This window comes from Iodobacter sp. CM08, from assembly GCF_033446605.1.
Lineage (GTDB): Bacteria > Pseudomonadota > Gammaproteobacteria > Burkholderiales > Chitinibacteraceae > Iodobacter.
The window spans coordinates 20,937-38,807 of record NZ_JAWQUO010000044.1 but is presented as its reverse complement, the minus strand read 5'-3'; the positions used below and the strand labels follow the sequence as shown (position 1 = coordinate 38,807).

Genomic DNA, 17,871 nt, shown 5'->3' with positions numbered 1-17,871 from the left:
GCAGGTTGGAAATTAGCGCATGCTTGATGTGAAGAACATCGGAAAGCCGTGTGCGGGAAAATCGCATGCACGGTTTGATGAGGGAGGGTAGGTGAAAACCTGCTCTCTACTCTACCTTACATTTTACATAAGATAAAATTTACAGTGGTTTGCAAAGCTGCTTGAATTGATTAATTCATGTCAAATGTAAGACCTGACCCTATAGGTTTTTGGTGATTTTTTGATGATCGCTTAGTGGGTTTGGGCGGGTAGGGCAATGGGATTTCGGCGTAATTGCTGGGTAAGCTTAAACCCTGCGGTGCTCCATACCCTCAGAGCTGATGTAAGCAGATTTAACTTTACTCTGACCCCAGTTATTCTTTGGACCCCAGTTATTCTTTGGAACGACAAACATCTCTCCCGTTAACACGTTGACTGCCCCATCGCGGAAATCGATACGTAAATTTCCTTCAATAACGATGAACGTTTCGTCAGTGTCTTTGTGGTCGTGCCAGACGAAGTCTCCTTGCAATTTGACGACCTTGAATTGGTAGTCATTCATTTCGGCAATGACCCTCGGTTGCCATTGCTCGCTGAAGAGGCCGAACTTATGCTGAAAGCTGATCGATTTGTAGTCCACTCAGTTTCTCCTGTATTTGATGAGAGGCAGATGTTCGGGCTGCGAGTTCTGTCTGAGACCTAACGTAGAGTTAAGCGGGCTGAGCAGCTCCGCTTGAACGCCGGGTTAGCCATTTTTCAAAGCACACGGCTTTTGTATTTCCGATGTACTTGCCGAAGTTCGGTATTTTTTTGTACTCGCGCCGCTCGTAGAACGATACCGCACAATGATTAACAACCCTCGTTTCCAGCCATAGCGCCTGATAATCGCGAGTCTTGGCCTCGGCTTCGAGGAACGCGAGAATCGCTGAGCCAACGCCCGATGTTCCCGGGCGTGAGTACATGCGCTTGACTTCGGCCACTCCGTTTTGTAGCGGTCGAAATGCGCCACAACCAACGGCTTGACCCTGAAGATTTCGGGCGATGACAAAGAATGCATTTGGAGTGCGGACATCGTCTGGGTCGAACGATGATTGACCACTATCGCCTGTGATTTCAGTAAGCGTCATTGAAAGTTCCTTCATCAGTTCAACGGAATCAAAGGAACCGTGATCTTCAGGCGTGATTGTGAGCATAATGCAGATGCCTAACGTTTGAGATGAAAGGCGTGACCCAGCTTGCCGGGGTACGTCCTCTCGATTGAAGGCTTAGTCATGCCGGCGAGTAGGCTGGCTAACATGCAAGAACTTTGTGTACAGATCGCGCGGAGGAGCTATCTCGATATCCTTCAATACTTGGCCGACATTGCCACGATGGTAGGCTCCGTGAGTAATGACATGAACCAGCATTTCTTCTCTTGTCATTCGCCCAGCATCGCCGTCCGTGAATTGAAAAGAGATGCTTTCTGCAAGCGACTCGTCGGTGATGTTGGTCACATACTCTTCAAACCAGTGATCTGTTTCTGCGACAGCGAAGTTTAGCGAGTCTAGCTCAGGCGTTTCCTTTGTGTTTGTCGCCGAGTATTCATGCTTCTCACCAAGAAGGTGAGCACGGAAGATGCGGTCTACTACGTATATGTGATTGAGAGTGCGGATTGCCGTATGCACTGGGGCTGCGTGCTCGGACGCCGGAATTGCTGCCATCACATTGAAGAGCTCTCCATTGGCCCAAGACTTCTGGGCAAAGAGTGAGTTGAGGATTTTTTTTGACATTGAAGTACCTCTGTAGTGATTGGCATGCCTAACGTCAAAATTAAGCAGCTGGCCTACGCTGCAATTGGATAAAAAAGCCGCACATTCCGGCCAGTCTGCTTGAATGCCATGTTAGGCGTATTACCGCTGCGCAAGAAATAATGCCCCGTTCTTGGTGGCAAACCACAAAACTAAATAATGAAGCCATGGAAACGGAGCAAACGAATTAAAAGCGTATTAATAAATAGCGCAAACAGAAAACTGCAAAGCAGGATAAAAATACCAGCACACCGCAACACAAACCGCCGCTGGAGTGAGTCTGCTTGATTAAAGGGTTAGTAGACGTCGGATGGGACGGACTGCTCATTGACCACAAATAGGTGAAACTGATCTTCCGCTGGATCATCTGCGGCACGCACGCTGCGAAACGGCAGTCGTTTGAAGGAAGCTTGCCAGTAGCGCTTGGCTTCTTGATCCTTACGAAAAATAGCAAAGAGCCACGGGTTCTTGCTGTTGATGACGATCTGAGTCGTAGCAGCAGACGCTAGGCCGAGCCGCCGGTATTTTGGCAAGACGAAAAGGTCTGCAAACTCGGATATCTGCTTGCCTTCAAACTGTACGCTGTCGATAAGCGCCAAGCCTGCGGGCTTACCGTCGACTCTTAGTATGTACGCTCTACTTCTTTCGTCAGAACCGAAGTAGCTCAGAAGTCCTTCTTCTTCGCATTCGTATAAACCATCTTCTTGTAAGTCCTCTTCGCTCCACTGGGTCGAGTCGAAAAAGTACAGCTGAAGAAGGCGAAACAAGAGGGTCTTGTCTTCTGGTTTTGCGGGCTCGATTGATAGCTGGTGCATGTTTTGAGACGCCTAACGTCAAAATTAAGCAGCTGGCCTACGCTGCAATTGAATAAAACAGCCGCACGTTCCGGCCCGTCTGCTTGAATGCCATGTTAGGCGTATTACCGCTGCACAAAAAATAAATAAGCACGCCGCACTACAAACCTCCTGCAGCTTCTATGAAGCTGCCAGTGACGAATGAAGATTTTTCAGAGGCAAGCCAAAATATTGCCTCTGCTACTTCTTGAGGTTTGCCACCTCTTTGTAAAGGAATTTTGGATTTTAAACGGTCAACGCGATTAGGTTCACCACCTGATGTATGCATTTCTGTGTAGATAAGACCGGGACGTACGCCATTCACTCTAATTCCTTCTGCTGCAACTTCTAAAGCCAAACCTCTCGTTAGTGTGTCAACTGCACCTTTTGACGCAGCGTAATCAATATACTCATTTGGAGAGCCACTTTTAGACGCACCTGAAGATACATTAACAATTACACCGCCAACGCCACCGTTTTTGGTTGACATGCGTTTAATTGCTTCTTTACTACAAAGAAAGCAACTCATGATATTTACTCGAAGCACCTCAGCAAAACGCTCCTCTGAGATTTCAACTAATGAGCATTGATTTTTTAAAATGGCTGCATTATTTACTAAAACTGAAACTGCTCCAAACTTTGAATCTACTGTTTCGAATAACCTAGCAACTTCACTAGAAATAGACACGTCTGCTTTTACAGAAATGCAACGACCGCCCTTTTGCAGAATTTCATTTTTCACATTTTCCGCAGCAGCGTCATTCGAAATATAGTTGATGCAAACCGCATAACCATTTTCAGCGAATAACTTTGCAGCTTCAGCACCAATACCTCTGCTTGAACCTGTAATTATTGCAACCTTTTTGGGGTTCATTTATTTTCCCTGAAAGTAACGGGGTCAGGTCTTACATTTTACATAAGATAAAGTTTACAGTGGTTTGCAAAGCAGTTTAAATTGATTGATTCATGTCAAATGTAAGACCTGACCCTAGAGGTTTTAGGCGTATTGCCGCTGCACCAAAAACAATGCCCCGTTTTTCGTCGCAAACCACAAAAATAAATAATGAAGCTACGAAAACGGAGCAAACGAATTAAAAGCGTATTAATCAGCCGCGTAAAAAGGAAGCTGCAAAACAAAATAAAAATATCAACACACCACAATACAAACTGCCACTACAACGCGCCAACTAAAAAATAAAACAATGGGTAGCTGTGCCTAACGCCGAGTTCAGCGGCAGTTTTTAAGTTGTGGTTTTATGGAACACTTTTGCGCAGCAAAACCATAAAACTGCGACTTAAAAACTGTCCAGCGCAGGCACGAAGTGCCGGAGCGGTGCTGCAACGACTTGTTAGATAGTTAATTTTCGCAGTTTTTCTACCGCCTTTTCTTGCGGTTCACAGTCAAAACTTTCCAGCATTATTCCATGTTGAAATGTCTCTGTTACTTCCAGAATTGCTTTGGCTAGTTCCTTGATTGAAGCCTCAGTCTCCTTTATATCCTTCAGGATTAATTCGCCTTTAAGAAGACTTATTGATTGAACCTTATTTGAGTAAGCAATAAATAAAGCTATTAAGACAGTAAGCACCGTAAATGTTAAAAATGATGGCTCTGAAATAATGCCATAAATTTTCAGCATTATTGAACCAGTAATACCAATAATAAAAATGATTACGCCACTTATTTTGTTTTGCATAATTTTCTCAGTTTTGCTTTTTTCAAGGTTGATAATTAAGACGAGATACTCCGCTAAAGGGATACCTAACAAGATGTAGACCCCCTAAAACGGCAGAAAAATCACCATCTTAGGTGTATAAAAACGCTACGTTCCTTGAAATGTTTTGCTGGGCGCGGCACGAAATATTTTATGCAAATATACTACACCCGGTTGAGCGGGGATTTCCACCTTTTCCTTGCTTTTAGTCAGGTTGTTGATTGATTACTTAGCGTTCAGCGTAAGGTGGTGGCATGAATTTGATATGACAAATATATGTCTTAACTGCTTTGTTTAATTATTTCTTCTGCGGGGTTTTTGCGGGGCAGGGTGATTATCTGTCGCGATTTGTGGTGATGCCCTTCAATGGGAATTAATTCTAAGTGTTTGATTGTATTGGATAGATTTAAGCCCCTCACGCATGGGGTGCAAGGCTGAATAAATTAAAAAGGGTTAAGCTCACGTTTAATTGATTGCTTCATGTCAAGTGTAAGGCCTGACCCTATAGGTTTTCACTCTGACCCCAGTTATTGCAGCAGCAGCGTCCGTGCAAACTCGCGCATGGTATCTGTGAACGTCTTCGCTAGAACGGCTTCCAGACGGCGTGCCCGCAACTCGGCGATGTGCTGAAATTGCATGGGATCGCTCTCGATGATTCCCATCGACCATTTCTCAAATATCCGATCGTTTGCGGGTGAGATATGGAGAATCTGGCAATCGCTATGCCTGCGATCATCCAGGATCTTCACATACAGCCGGAGCACGACCTGTTCTGGCCCCTCCAAGACTTGCATGAATAGACCTCCACCGTGGACCAAGACACCAGTGAGACCGGTGGCTGGGTTTTTTTGTTGCGCAGACTTTAGGATGTCCTTCACTTGTTCCTCAGTTATTCCGGAAGCGGCTTGGCTAACATAGAGCAGTCGAATCATGGTGGTCACCTAGGTGGACAGGGCAGCGTAAGTCACTGGGTCAGGTCTTACATTTTTCATCAGATAAAATTTACAGTGGCTTGAAAAGCAAGTTAAATTGATTGCTCGTGTCAAATGTAAGACCTGACCCCATAGGTTTCCTACGCTTGAGTTCCCCGTAGGCCTTACCTAAAACGATTGCGCCGCAACCTATGGCTCGGTCTTCGGTGTCTCGTGCTACTGCAAACAAGACGTTTGGCTGACACAGCGACGTGAGATCTAACGAGTGACGGCTTTCGGGTGGATACAGCGTGTCTTGATAAGCGTCCAGGTCGGCAATGAGTTGAATGACCGCGGGTTGATTTGGGGACTCTAGAGTAACGTGCATGGGTGCCTTTGCGGCCTAACGTCAAAATTAAGCAGCTGGCCTACGCTGCAATTGGATAAAGAAGCCGCACGTTCCGGCCAGTCTGCTTGAATGCCATGTTAGGCGTATTACCGCTGTGCAAAAAATAATGCCTTTTTTTTGATGGAAAACCACAAAACTAAATAAGAAAGCCACGAAAACGGAGCAAACGAATTAAAAGCGTATTAATCAGCCGCGTAAAAAGGAAGCTGCAAAACAAAATAAAAATATCAGCACACCACAATACAAACTGCCACTACAACGCGCCAACTAAAAAATAAAAAAATTGGTAGCTGTGCCTAATGTTTGAATTCAACGGCCTGCGCGGCTTTTCGCGCAGGTCCGGTGGAATGATTGGTTAGCCCTCGAGCGCAACCGCTACCCTTTGAGTGACGCAAGCCAGTCATTGAAGTATTGTTTCTGAAGTGCCACTGGAGAGGGAGTGACATCTGCCCCATTTTCAAAGATACGCACCGCGCATTCTCGCGTTGTTTGCTTTCCCATTTCCATCTTATACGCAGACTTCCCTCTGCCCATTTGACGAGCCATAGGTGAAGGAAAAACGTTGATACTTGCACCATAACAGAACGGGATAAGCCCTGAGGGCTGCGTGAAGGGCCTAACAATATGTAGACACCCTAAAACGGCAGAAAAACCACCACCTTGGGTGCATTAAAAACGCTGAGCCCCTTGTGAAACCCTTGCTGGGGGTAGCCTAAAGTGTTTTATGCCGAGATACTACACCCGATTGAGCGGGGGTTTCCACCATGTTCGTGCTGTTGAAGTCAGCTTATATCTGACTCATTGCTTTGTAATTAAGTAGAGTAGGGTTCAGTTATTCGATAAATTTCCACGCATGGACTTTTGTATTGTTGACCACTCTCGTAATTTTTTTAATGCAGTCTGCGAAAATAATTCATTTTATTAGTTTGAAAACACGCTGGTGCAGCAGCTAAAAGCAGTGCATCACTCCTCCTGTTGGGCATTAGGTATCACTTCCTCCAGCCGCGTTTCAATAAACTGGTAGTAAGCCGTTTGCATCACTAGTCGAGTCGCCCTTACTTTGCAGATGCCGCGTGAATCGTGCACGGTGAACATGCGCATGGCTTGGTATTGTTTGCCGGCCAAAATCAGCATGCCGCTGTGGCCTCGGCGGATGTCGGGGGCGAGGCTTAGGGCTGGGGTGAGGGTGTCTGCGCCTAGGCTGGTAATTGGCGCGATATGCACGGCTTCTGGCGAGCGGCCGATTAGCTCGATGCCGCATTCGCTGGATAATCCATCGCCACGTAAGCTTAACCAGCGTACTAGTCCAAGCTGCCAGTGTTGCCCGCCGCGCCGCAGCATGAGGATTTCGCCAGCTTGCAGGGGCTGGCTGAGCGATTCGCCTTGCAGTAGTAAGCCTGACGCGCTGATATTGCAAATATTGAGCTTAGCAGGTTCAGGTGCGGCTTCATCAATGTGCCCTGCGGCAATATCCCAGCAGCGAGACCATAAACTGATCAGTTGGATTTGTTCGCCACCGTGGCGGCGTAGGCGAAAGTGTTGCCGACGTGGTGGGGCGGCCCATTCTTGTAATAAGCGCCCGATCAGCTGAATTTCAAAATGTCGGTCTTCGCTTTGTGCCAGTAATAGCTGCAGCCTGCTACTGAGCTGTTTTAATGTGCCCTGCGTTTCTATCATCCACCAGATTTGCTCTGGTTCGGGTAGTTCGTGCGCAAAGCGCGGTGCTTCATCGCTGTCGGTCTGATAAATAAACGCGCCTTGCTCATTTAAAGCTTGATCCAGTTGCACAAGGTCTGAAAAGCGTGCTTCTTCCCGCACTATTTTGAATAGCAGGGCCATTTTTTGTGGCTCTAGCCGGTTGCTGGCACTGATGCCTAATAGCAAAATTTGCCGGTAGAGCGCCCCCAAACTGCTGCCATTTTTAAGGCTGCGCTTGGCCCAGCCCAGTGTATGTATTTCGGTGAAAAGTTGATGGCAGCTCAGCCAAAACCCGGGCGGTAAGGGGGTGAGCGTGCGCGCATGCAGGCAAGCTAGCTGCCAGCCGCTTTCAAGCGCCATACCAAAAGCCTCAAGGCGGGGGCGGCTACTGATAAACAAGCCGGTTTCATTGCTGCGCAATAAGGTTATTCTGATAAACGTTTGGTGCAGGCTGCGCAGTAGGCTTTGTGCTTGTTGGGCTGCTAGGCGTGTATGCGTCTGTGCTTCGGCATTTGCGGTGCTGGATTGCTCAAGTTGTGGCAATAAGGCCATGCTGCGTTCGTAGCAGAGCAGCGCCGCCGCATTTAGCCGCTCTGGATGGTTTTCGTGATTTAATTGCCAGATTTGTTCTTGTAAGCTAAGGGCGGTCATCAGCCCTGTATCGGGGCTGGGAGTGGTAAGTGGCATCATGAAAGGGTGTAAGGCATATTAATTAGAACGTCATCATAACGCGGGTGCCATTTTACACTGGCCGCCAAGTAATGGCATTATTACCATAATTTGTAAGAAAGGAAATACGCCGTTTCTGCGAGACTTACTTTCACAAATCTTAGGCAGATATAAGGCAAACTGCGAGTTGGATTATTCAGATATTTATTTTGAGAATGGGTGTTATTTATCACTAGGCAAGTGCTTATTTTTAGCTATAATGAGAACAGTTATCAATCTGAGAAGCTACCATGTACGTCTGCATTTGCAATAGTGTTACTGACAAAGCCATACACAAAGCTGTGGCAGGTGGCGTGCGCACATTTGCTGAATTACAGGCAAAAACAGCCGTGTCTACCTGCTGTGGGCAGTGCACCAGCTGTGCAAAACAGGTTTTGGCTGATGCCCTGAGTGCTCAGCCGCTCGTGCAAACTATCAGCTGGATGCCACAGCTAACCGCCGCCTGATTGCCATCATTTATCTTCTCTGAAGCGTGCTTGGCCGGCACAGGCAAGGCTAATTGTAAAGCGTGCCCCTCCCAGCTCTGATTGATCTGCCCGTATTATCCCCTGATGCAAAGTAATTGCTTTTCTGGCAATGGCCAGCCCTAAGCCAAAGCCTCCGCTTGCCCTGTCACGGCTTCTATCGAGGCGGTAAAAGGGCTCAAATATCCGTTCGCGCTCATTTTCTGGGATGCCTGGCCCATCGTCTTCAATGGTGATATCAATGCCGCCGCTTGGATTACTAAATGTGGAAACTTTAATCTGCTGATTGGCGTATTTGGCGGCATTGCGCAAAAGATTACTTAAGGCTCGCCCTAGTAATTTAGGGTCTCCCATGATCATGCTAGTTTGCGAATGCAGGCTATGGCTTATTTTTTTGCTTTGTAATACATGATCGAGTGAGTTTAAAACCAGATGCAAGGTTTCGGCCATATTGATGGTCTGCATGGGGAGTGCTTGTTGCTGTTCTATTTTAGCTAGGCTAAGTAGCTCGCTGACTAAATCATTTAATTCATGTAAATCATTTTCCATTGAAATAAAACGCGGCTCTAGCTGCTGATTTTTAGCATCGTTTTTAAGAAGAGCTAGGCCAAATTCTAGCCGTGCAATTGGCGTGCGTAATTCATGAGAAACGGAATGCAGTAATTCACGTTGCGAATCGATTAAACGCTGAATTCTTTCTGCCATTAAATTCATGCATTGGGCGAGTGGATAGACGCTGGCGCTTTTTCTGACCTTGGCGCGGCTAGATAATAGGCCAGAGCCAAAATCATTGGCTGTTTTAGACAGCGATTGCAATTCTCGCCAATGCAGATAAGACCAAATTCCGCAGGGAATGAGTAGTAAAAAAAAGATAATCGTATATTGAAATCTTTTTATTTTAGTAATCAATGGGTCATGATCTTCTTTGTTTGTTACATAAATGACCTGATTGGCACTGCCTGGGAATGTTGAATTATTGGTATCTACTCGGCGGAAATAAGCATTACTTTTAACATCAACAACGACCTTTCTATCTAATAGCCTTTGTCGATTGCGGGGAGCAATCATGGCTATTGTACGATCAAGCGTGATCAGATTGTAGCTTTCATTGGCTTTTTTTTGCAAATTTTTAAAGCGATCTAACCAGAGTTGTCCGTGGGTATTATCTAAATATTGTTCAACCAAAAAAATTTGTGCGTCGGCATCTCTCACTGCAAATTGTTCAAGCTGCTCTGCATAAAACTGGTTGGTCATATAGCTAAGCACTTGCGTTAATGAGATTGTGACTACTGAAATTAATATAAAAATACGCAAATAAAGACGCCACATGGCTTACTCCCAAGCCGAAGGGCTAAATAAATAGCCTTCGCCCCATACTGTTTTTATTTTTTCAGAATCATAATCATTAAATTTGCGACGTAAGCGCGAGATGCTGTTATCTATACTTCTATCCATGCCATCAAATTCAATGCCGCGCATTGATTTTAAAATATCATCGCGTGATAAAACGCGGCCAGCAGATTCAGCCAGTAATAGCAGTAATTTAAACTCTGAGTTACTTAAGGATGATGCTTCGTTTTTCCAGTGTACGCTGCGGTTTGTTTTGGATATTTCTAGTTCGCCAAAAGTTAGGAGGGCATTTTGTGCGCTGGGTTTTCCCATGCCTCTTCTGAGTAATGCCCGTAAGCGAGCCAGTAAAATACGTGGCTGAATGGGTTTGTTGACATAATCATCGGCGCCTTGCTCAAGGCCAGAAACTTCATCAAACATATCTTCACGTGCGGTTAATATTAAAATAGGCACGCTGCTTATTTCACGAATCTGTCTACATACGACCATACCATCTAAGCCTGGTAGCATGAGATCAAGAATAATAATGTCAGGTTCCGTTGCTTTGTAATGAGCAACCGCCGTATCGCCACGGCCGATAATTTCTACGTTAAATTCATAGCTACTCAAGTACTCTTGAATCAGAGCCGCCAGTTTTGTATCGTCTTCTACCAGCATTAGCCTAAACATTATTGTCCTTTGTTTGATATGCAATCGACATTGTACAAGTGCCGGTGCACTATGGCATGGGGAAAGACACTTTCTTGCAAAGCAATACACTTTTCATACATATTGGCATTTGCTTATTAATACCTACAATTTAAAGACAAATTGCAGACAGTTATGGTGAGATATTTTTAAGGCTACTACTTAAGATGGCTTACTTTAATAAAACGAGTAAGCATCATGCGCCATACAGTTAGTCTGTCGTTTATTACTTTATTTATGGTTCTGCCTTGCTATGCAGCAGAGGTGGCAAAGGACGAAGCCAAAATCACTCTTGCAGTTGGCGTCGGGTATGGGCCGGAATTTGTAGGTGCTAAGAAAAATAAATTCTCACCAGTGTTTTATGCTGATTATCAGGCAGCAAATGGTTTTTTTGCAGGTATGCGCGGTATTGGTTATCAGAAAGAGGTGGGTATTTTTGATGGCAGTATTGCTTTGGCTTATGGGGGCAGCCGCAGTGATGATGTGTCTAATTTCTCAGATACAAAAAGTAAATTTAAAGGTATGGGGGATATAAAAAACTCTGCCCTATTAAACTTAGAAGCAGGTGTTTCTTTATGGGGCGTGGCGCATTTATCTGGGGGCGCAGAGTTAAAACTAAATCATCGTGAAAATGGCAATGCCTATAACTTCACACTTTCAGCCCCAGTTTATTCCACAGATAGCGATCAGATTTCTGTTAGTGCTTATATGCATTATGCAGACGCTAAATATGCTCAGACTTATTACGGCGTAACAGCGGCACAAAGTCAGGCAACGGGCTACCGAGCTTACACTCCTAAATCAGGGTTTGATTCAGGCAGCTTAACTGTGACATGGAATCATCAGCTGGATCAAAACTGGAGCATTTCTTCATCAGTCGGGGTAAAGCGTTTATTTAAAAGTGCCGAAAACAGCCCCTTAACAGAATCAAAAACGAGCCCTACTGCCACAATGGTTGTGGGCTATTCATTCTAGTGGCTATAGGCAATGCCTTGTCTGATTATGTCTCTTGCTCAATGGGCTCTGTGTAGATGGATTTCTTGAGTGCTTGGTTTTGGAGTTTGTAGGGCGGGTGAAACCCGCGAGCAATGCCGAATAAACACGCGAGTTTCACCCGCCCTACGAATGGCATATTGCTTAAGTTGACCTGATTATGTCTCTTGCTCAATGGACTCCGTGCAGATGGGGTTCTTGAGTGTTGGGCTTGGTTTTTGAATGTGTAGGGCGGGTGAAACCCGCGAGCCATGCTGAATAAACACGCGGGTTGCACCCGCCCTACGATATTTATAATTGAAATTGAGCAAGAGACATAATCAGGTAAGTTGATACGCATGGCTTGCATTCACTATGCGGTGATATTTTGCTTGAATGGATTGCTTAATGCATGGAGGCGATATGAAACAACGTGTCCTGGGTTTCGATCTGGCTCGTGCGCTGGCCATTTTTGGTATGGTGATTGTTAATTTCAAAATTGTGATGCACGCCAATGCCAGTGAAAACATGGCTTGGCTAAAGGTGGTTAATATCATTGATGGCCGTGCTTCTGCATTGTTTGTGATATTAGCTGGGGTGGGTTTATCTTTGCTAACTCGGCAATCAAGATTGGCTGGTGATTTACAGCTATTGGCTATAGAGCGAAAGTCGTTATTTAAGCGGGCTGGATTTTTATTTGTACTGGGGCTTTTGTATATAGAAATCTGGCCTGCTGATATTCTTCACTATTACGGTGTTTATATCTTAATAGGGGCTTTATGCTTGATGCTGGCAAGCCGTTATATTATGGTTTTTATTTTACTATTGCTGATTATTTCTACTATTTTATTTGCTATGCTTAATTATAGCACTGCTTGGAATTGGCAGACGTTAGCCTACGCTGATTTATGGACGATTAAAGGCTTTGCTCGTAATTTAATTTTTAATGGTTTTCATCCGATTTTACCTTGGTTGGGTTTTTTATTATTAGGTATGGTTATTGGGCGGCAAAACTTAGGTCAAGTTGCTATTCGAGAGCGTTTGTTTTTATTGGGTTTGTTTGCTGCTGTACTGGCTGAGTTGATTGTTTTATTTTTACCCTATGCCCGTTTAATGGGGATGCCTTTAGCGTATGAGGTTTTTTTTAGCACCCAGCCTATGCCGCCTTTGCCTGTGTATTTTATTGGTGCGGCAGGAAGTGCCGTGGTAATCATCACACTTTGCGTGGCCTTGGGGGAAAAGCATGGGAAAAAAGCATGGTTAATGCCTTTTGTATATACCGGCCAATTAGGGCTGACTTTCTATCTGGCACATGTCATTTTAGGCATGGGCTTATTAGAGTCTTTAGGTATGCTGGAAAAACAATCTTTAGCTTTTTCCGTTATGAGTGCACTGCTGTTTTGTGCCTTTGCGGTGGTGTTTGCAAACTATTGGCGCAAGTTTTATCGCTTAGGGCCTTTGGAAAGCGTATTGCGGCGTTTGAGTTAGGCGTGGGTAAAAAGTGCAGCGCGCAGGGCCAATTGACTACTTCAGGGGGACGGTGCAAAAAAACATCTCTCAGTCGATTGCAGCAGGCGCTACACCACTCCAGCTAAAACAATTCAAAAAGTTGTTTTGTGAGTAAGCTGATGAGTGCCCTTATGTTTATTGCTAGCAATAAAAAAGCTTGGTGTCCGAGAAGTCATTCACGGCGACCAAGCTTTTTTTTGGCTTACAGCCAGCCCATCTAAGCGATCAGTTTTTCTAAGGCTTTTTCATAAATAGCAGCGAGCTTGGGTAAGTCTTCAATGGCTACGCATTCATTGAGTTTATGAATGGTTTTATTGATAGGGCCAAATTCGACCACTTCAGGGCAATACTTGGCGATAAAACGCCCGTCTGAGGTGCCGCCCACGGTATTCAGCGCTGGGGCATGTCCACACACCTCGGTGACTGCCGAGCGCATGGCGTCAATCAGTTGGCCGTGATCGGTTAAAAATGGCTCACCCGATAGCGCCCAGTCGATTTCATATTCAAGCTGATGCCGGTCCAAAATTTCATGTACGGTAGCTTTTAACGATTCTGCGGTGCTGGCGGTGCTGAAGCGAAAATTAAACAAAGCATCTACAGTGCCTGGAATGATGTTGGTCGCACCGGTGCCGCTGTTTAAATTGGAGACTTGCCAAGTGGTTGGCGGGAAGTATTCATTGCCATGGTCCCAAACGGTGCTCGCAAGCTCAGCCAATGCTGGGGCCAGTAGGTGAATTGGATTTTTGGCAAGGTGCGGATAGGCAATATGGCCTTGTACGCCGTGCACAATTAAATGCCCAGAAAGTGAACCACGACGGCCATTTTTGATGGTGTCACCAAAGGTCTCGCTCGAGGTTGGCTCGCCAACAATGCAGTAGTCAATGGCTTCGCCACGCGCTTTTAGCGCTTCAATCACTTTAACCGTGCCGTGATGCGCAGGGCCTTCTTCATCGGATGTAATCAAAAAAGCAATCGAGCCTTTAGGCTTGGGGTGCTTCGCTAGAAACTGCTCACACGCAACGACAAACGCCGCTAAAGAGGCCTTCATATCGGCCGCGCCTCGTCCAAATAAGTGGCCATCCCGAATCGTGGGGTCAAAAGGGTCGGAATGCCAGCGATCTAGTGGGCCGGTTGGCACTACATCGGTATGGCCAGCAAACACTAGCACGGGGCCGCTATCGCCAAAGCGCGCCCATAGATTGTCGACATCTTCAAAACGCATATGCTCAATCTTAAAACCAATTGCGGCTAAGCGGGCTGCAAGCATATTTTGGCAATTGGCATCGTTAGGCGTAACCGAGGCTTGGCGGAGTAATTGTTGGGTAAGTGCAAGTGTTGAGTCGTTCATTGCGGTGTCGTCAGTCTCGAAAAAGTGAAGGACTTTGGGGTGAAGCCTGCCGTAATCCTACCTATGCTGGGCTGCTGCAGTGTGCCCGCATGGCTGGCTGCGCTGTAATTAGCTTGGAAAAAGCGCCGCGTAGACGTCAGGTTTGAAGCCGACCGTAATCGTACCATTGTTGTCGAGCACTGGGCGCTTGATGATTGAGGTTTGCATTATCATTAAGGCGATTGCGGCGTCTTTATTGTCAATTTGTGCTTTTGTAGCATCGTCTAGCTTACGCCAAGTGGTGCCTTGGCGATTCAAAAGGGTTTCCCAGCCAACTTGGCTGACCCATTGCTCTAGTGTTTCTGCGCTAATGCCGGTTTTTTTATAGTCATGCCATTCAAAATCGTGGCCTTGTTCGCTGAGCCATGTTTTGGCTTTTTTAACGGTGTCGCAACTGGGGATGCCATAGAGTTTCATTGAAATTTTTCTAATGTAATGAGAAGGGAGCGGCGTTGAGCTGCCGCTGGTAATGCAGATTGTGCAGGGAGATAAATCTTTACTTAATGCAAAGAGAGATCAAATCCCATGTCTGGCTCGTCATTAGGCCCTTTGCTGACTGTGCTGGCTTCGTGCTCAACAAGGGGCTGCGCGTTGTTAACCAGCCACGATAGATTGGTTGCGGAATCGGCGCTTTTGAGCGCTTCGTCCAGCTCGATTTCGCCATTGCGATAAAGTTTATACAGCGCTTGCTCAAAGGTTTGTGAGCCTTCAGAAAGGCTTTGCTCCATCGCTTGCTTGATATCGCTAAGCTCACCAGCACGGATCAGCTCAGAAATGCGTGGGGTATTAAGTAGCACTTCCACGGCGGCAACCAGCTTGCCTTCTTTGTTTTTAACGAGGCGCTGGGAAACAATGGCTTTCAGTGAGGAGGACAAATCATAGAGCAGTGCTTCACGCGATTCTTGCGGATAAAAGTTAACCACGCGTGAAAGGGAGTGGTAACTATTATTGGCATGTAGGGTGGATATACACAGGTGGCCCGCTTGCGCATATTGCATGGCATGCGTCATGGTTTCACGGTCACGAATTTCACCAATCATCAGTACATTGGGCGCTTCGCGCATCGCATTGCGTAGGGCTTCGTGATAGCTCTTGGTATCGATACCAATTTCACGTTGATTAACTAAAGATTTTTTGTGTTTATGTAAGAATTCGATAGGGTCTTCCATGGTCAAAATATGCCCCGCATGATTCTCATTGCGGTGATTAAGCATGGCGGCCATGGTTGATGATTTACCCGAGCCGGTAGCCCCAACCACCAGAATAATGCCGTGCTTTTCCATGATCAGATCTTTAAGCACGGGGGGGACGCGTAATTCATCAAAAGAGGGAATGTTGCTGCGGATATAGCGTGCCACCATTGATACGGAGCCACGTGCTTTAAAAATATTGATACGAAAACTGCCTACCCCAGCCACAGGGTAGGCAAAATTCATTTCCAAGGTGTTTTCAAATTCTGCAATCCGCTCCGGCGTCATTAATTGATAAGTGAGTTGCTTAACGTGCTCGGGAGCCAAGACCTGATTATTGACTGGATAACACAGGCCATCGATTTTAATCACAATGGGTGATTGAGCTGCAAGAAACAAGTCGGAGGCGTTGCGTTCCGCCATCAATTTAAAAAACGGCAAAAGGTTCATGAAAAACTCGATTAAGTAGGGCGCAATTCGCGTCTCAGTATTTTACCTACATTTGACTTAGGTAGGCTGTCGCGAAACTCCACTTGTCGCGGAATTTTATAATTGGTGAGGTTTTTACGGCAGTGGGCAATGATGTCTTCTTGGGTTAATTTAGGATCTTTTTTAACCACAAAGATTTTCACGGCTTCGCCCGATTTATCATCGCTAACGCCAATGCAGGCCACTTCTAATACGCCCGCTAGGCTGGCGACTACATCCTCAATCTCATTAGGATAGACGTTAAATCCTGAGACCAAAATCATGTCTTTTTTGCGATCAACCAAGCGGAAAAATCCCGTGGCCGACATGATGGCAACATCGCCGGTGCTGACAAAGCCATCTTTGCCTAACACTTTTGCCGTTTCGTCTGGCCGCTGCCAGTAGCCAGCCATGACTTGGGGGCCGTGAATAAATAGCTCGCCCGCTTCACCCGGAGGGAGGGGCTGGCCCTCGTCATTGCGCACTTCACCAATGGTAGAAGAGATGGGTAGGCCAATCATGCCGTTAAATTCTGGCAAGTTCATAGGGTTCATCATGGCGGCTGGCGAGGTTTCGGTTAGGCCATAGGCTTCAATTAAGCGGACACCCGTTGATTTTACCCAGCGTTCCGCTACGGCGTGTTGCACCGCCATGCCACCACCTAGGGCCAGCTTCCATTTGCTAAAGTCTAGTTTGGCAAAATCGGGGTTGTTGAGTAAGGCGTTAAATAAAGTGTTAACGCCGGTGATGCAGGTGACAGGATATTTGCCAATTTCTTTGATAAACCCTGGGATATCGCGCGGGTTGGTAATCAGTAGGTTGGTTGCACCAATTTTAGAGAAAACCATGCAGTTCGCAGTCAGTGAAAAAATGTGATACAGCGGTAGCGCTGTCACAATCATTTCGCTGCCTTCATTCACTACTGGGGCAATCCAAGCGTGTGCTTGTTGCATGTTTGCAACAATATTGCCGTGGGTAAGGATGGCACCTTTAGAAACGCCGGTGGTGCCGCCAGTGTATTGCAAAAATGCAATATCACTGTGGTTAAGATCCACGGGCGTAGCTGTGAGCGCGTTGCCGCGTTCAATGGCGTCATTAAAGCGGGTGTGGCCAGGTAGATTAAACGCTGGAACCATTTTTTTAATATGTTTGACCACTGCATTCACGATCAAGCGCTTAGGAAAACTCAGCCTATCGCCAATTTCGGTCAGTAAAACATGCTTTACATCGGTATCTTTAATGACTTCTTCAAGCGTGTGGGCAAAGTTAGCCAAGATCACAATGGCCACTGAGCCTGAGTCTTTTAATTGGTGGCTTAACTCGCGTGGCGTATAGAGTGGGTTGACGTTAACCACCACCATGCCTGCCCGCAAAATGCCGAAAATAGCGATGGGATATTGCAATAAATTAGGCAGCATCACAGCAACGCGTGAGCCACGGGGGAGTTTTAGCTCGTGTTGCAAGTAGGCGGCAAAGGCAGAGGATTGTTGGTCAAGTTCTTTATAGGTAATTGATTGGCCCATATTAAGAAAGGCGGGCCGCTCGCTAAAACGCTCTACTGAGCGAGCAAGTACTGCAGGTATTGCTGCGAATTCATTCATATCAATGGTCTGGGGAACCCCAGGTTGATAGCTTGCCCACCATGCTTGTTCCATCTAACTGTCCTCTGTTTAATTACAGGTAATCATAGAACTCTATTGTGTTGCTGTCAGCTGAACAAGTATCTATGTTCCCTGTTTCGCCAAGTGATTGTTTCTGTTACAATCCCGCCTTCTTCGGTAAAAGG

The 17,871-nt window shown here is 46.1% G+C and carries 17 protein-coding genes; 3 read left to right on the top strand and 14 right to left on the bottom strand.

What is annotated here, in order from left to right; all coding sequences use genetic code 11:
• Window positions 1-286: 286 nt before the first annotated feature.
• The 8 genes from R6242_RS19310 to R6242_RS19275 form a co-directional block, all read right to left on the bottom strand.
• Window positions 287-619, bottom strand: coding sequence for a cupin domain-containing protein (locus tag R6242_RS19310; protein WP_318430024.1), 333 nt, complete (start codon window positions 617-619; stop codon window positions 287-289).
• Between the two features lie 70 nt (window positions 620-689).
• Window positions 690-1,172, bottom strand: coding sequence for a GNAT family N-acetyltransferase (locus R6242_RS19305; RefSeq protein ID WP_318430022.1), 483 nt, complete (start codon window positions 1,170-1,172; stop codon window positions 690-692).
• Window positions 1,173-1,244: 72 nt separating this feature from the next.
• Window positions 1,245-1,748, bottom strand: coding sequence for a DinB family protein (locus tag R6242_RS19300; RefSeq protein WP_318430020.1), 504 nt, complete (start codon window positions 1,746-1,748; stop codon window positions 1,245-1,247).
• 314 nt (window positions 1,749-2,062) lie between these two features.
• Window positions 2,063-2,581 carry a GNAT family N-acetyltransferase gene (locus R6242_RS19295; protein WP_318430017.1) on the bottom strand — a complete coding sequence of 173 codons (519 nt, stop codon included), beginning with the start codon at window positions 2,579-2,581 and terminating at the stop codon, window positions 2,063-2,065.
• 139 nt (window positions 2,582-2,720) lie between these two features.
• Window positions 2,721-3,473 carry a glucose 1-dehydrogenase gene (locus R6242_RS19290; protein ID WP_318430015.1) on the bottom strand — a complete coding sequence of 251 codons (753 nt, stop codon included), beginning with the start codon at window positions 3,471-3,473 and terminating at the stop codon, window positions 2,721-2,723.
• 475 nt (window positions 3,474-3,948) lie between these two features.
• A complete protein-coding gene (locus tag R6242_RS19285; RefSeq protein WP_318430013.1) occupies window positions 3,949-4,365 on the bottom strand; it encodes a hypothetical protein in 417 nt (138 codons plus the stop codon).
• A gap of 473 nt (window positions 4,366-4,838) precedes the next feature.
• Window positions 4,839-5,243, bottom strand: coding sequence for a BLUF domain-containing protein (locus tag R6242_RS19280; RefSeq protein ID WP_318430011.1), 405 nt, complete (start codon window positions 5,241-5,243; stop codon window positions 4,839-4,841).
• Between the two features lie 1,351 nt (window positions 5,244-6,594).
• Window positions 6,595-8,019: a hypothetical protein gene (locus R6242_RS19275; protein WP_318430009.1), complete on the bottom strand. Its 1,425-nt coding sequence runs from the start codon at window positions 8,017-8,019 to the stop codon at window positions 6,595-6,597.
• A gap of 269 nt (window positions 8,020-8,288) precedes the next feature.
• Between R6242_RS19275 and R6242_RS19270 the strand changes: the two genes are divergently transcribed.
• Window positions 8,289-8,504, top strand: a complete 216-nt coding sequence (locus R6242_RS19270; RefSeq protein WP_293935471.1) for a bacterioferritin-associated ferredoxin — start codon at window positions 8,289-8,291, stop codon at window positions 8,502-8,504.
• Between the two features lie 6 nt (window positions 8,505-8,510).
• Here R6242_RS19270 and R6242_RS19265 read toward each other — a convergent pair whose 3' ends face one another.
• Together R6242_RS19265 and R6242_RS19260 are read right to left on the bottom strand one after the other, a co-directional pair.
• Window positions 8,511-9,851: an ATP-binding protein gene (locus R6242_RS19265; RefSeq protein ID WP_318430004.1), complete on the bottom strand. Its 1,341-nt coding sequence runs from the start codon at window positions 9,849-9,851 to the stop codon at window positions 8,511-8,513.
• 3 nt (window positions 9,852-9,854) lie between these two features.
• Window positions 9,855-10,541 (bottom strand): response regulator, encoded by a 687-nt coding sequence (locus R6242_RS19260; RefSeq protein ID WP_318430002.1) that lies wholly within the window; start codon window positions 10,539-10,541, stop codon window positions 9,855-9,857.
• A 216-nt stretch (window positions 10,542-10,757) separates the two neighbouring features.
• Between R6242_RS19260 and R6242_RS19255 the strand changes: the two genes are divergently transcribed.
• Both R6242_RS19255 and R6242_RS19250 read left to right on the top strand, forming a co-directional pair.
• Window positions 10,758-11,534, top strand: a complete 777-nt coding sequence (locus tag R6242_RS19255; protein ID WP_318430001.1) for a MipA/OmpV family protein — start codon at window positions 10,758-10,760, stop codon at window positions 11,532-11,534.
• A gap of 420 nt (window positions 11,535-11,954) precedes the next feature.
• The gene (locus R6242_RS19250) at window positions 11,955-13,019 is read left to right on the top strand and encodes a DUF418 domain-containing protein (RefSeq protein ID WP_318429999.1); all 1,065 of its coding nucleotides are present in this window, start codon (window positions 11,955-11,957) and stop codon (window positions 13,017-13,019) included.
• A 238-nt stretch (window positions 13,020-13,257) separates the two neighbouring features.
• On the opposite strand, the gene dapE is transcribed toward R6242_RS19250, so the two are convergent.
• From dapE to R6242_RS19230, 4 genes are all read right to left on the bottom strand, one after another.
• A complete protein-coding gene (dapE, locus tag R6242_RS19245) occupies window positions 13,258-14,388 on the bottom strand; it encodes a succinyl-diaminopimelate desuccinylase (protein WP_293935546.1) in 1,131 nt (376 codons plus the stop codon).
• A gap of 108 nt (window positions 14,389-14,496) precedes the next feature.
• Window positions 14,497-14,844, bottom strand: coding sequence for an ArsC family reductase (locus R6242_RS19240; RefSeq protein ID WP_293935485.1), 348 nt, complete (start codon window positions 14,842-14,844; stop codon window positions 14,497-14,499).
• Window positions 14,845-14,927: 83 nt separating this feature from the next.
• Window positions 14,928-16,067: a PilT/PilU family type 4a pilus ATPase gene (locus R6242_RS19235; RefSeq protein WP_293935487.1), complete on the bottom strand. Its 1,140-nt coding sequence runs from the start codon at window positions 16,065-16,067 to the stop codon at window positions 14,928-14,930.
• An 11-nt stretch (window positions 16,068-16,078) separates the two neighbouring features.
• Complete coding sequence (locus R6242_RS19230; protein ID WP_318429995.1) at window positions 16,079-17,740, bottom strand: AMP-binding protein; 1,662 nt, start codon at window positions 17,738-17,740, stop codon at window positions 16,079-16,081.
• Window positions 17,741-17,871 lie beyond the last annotated feature (131 nt).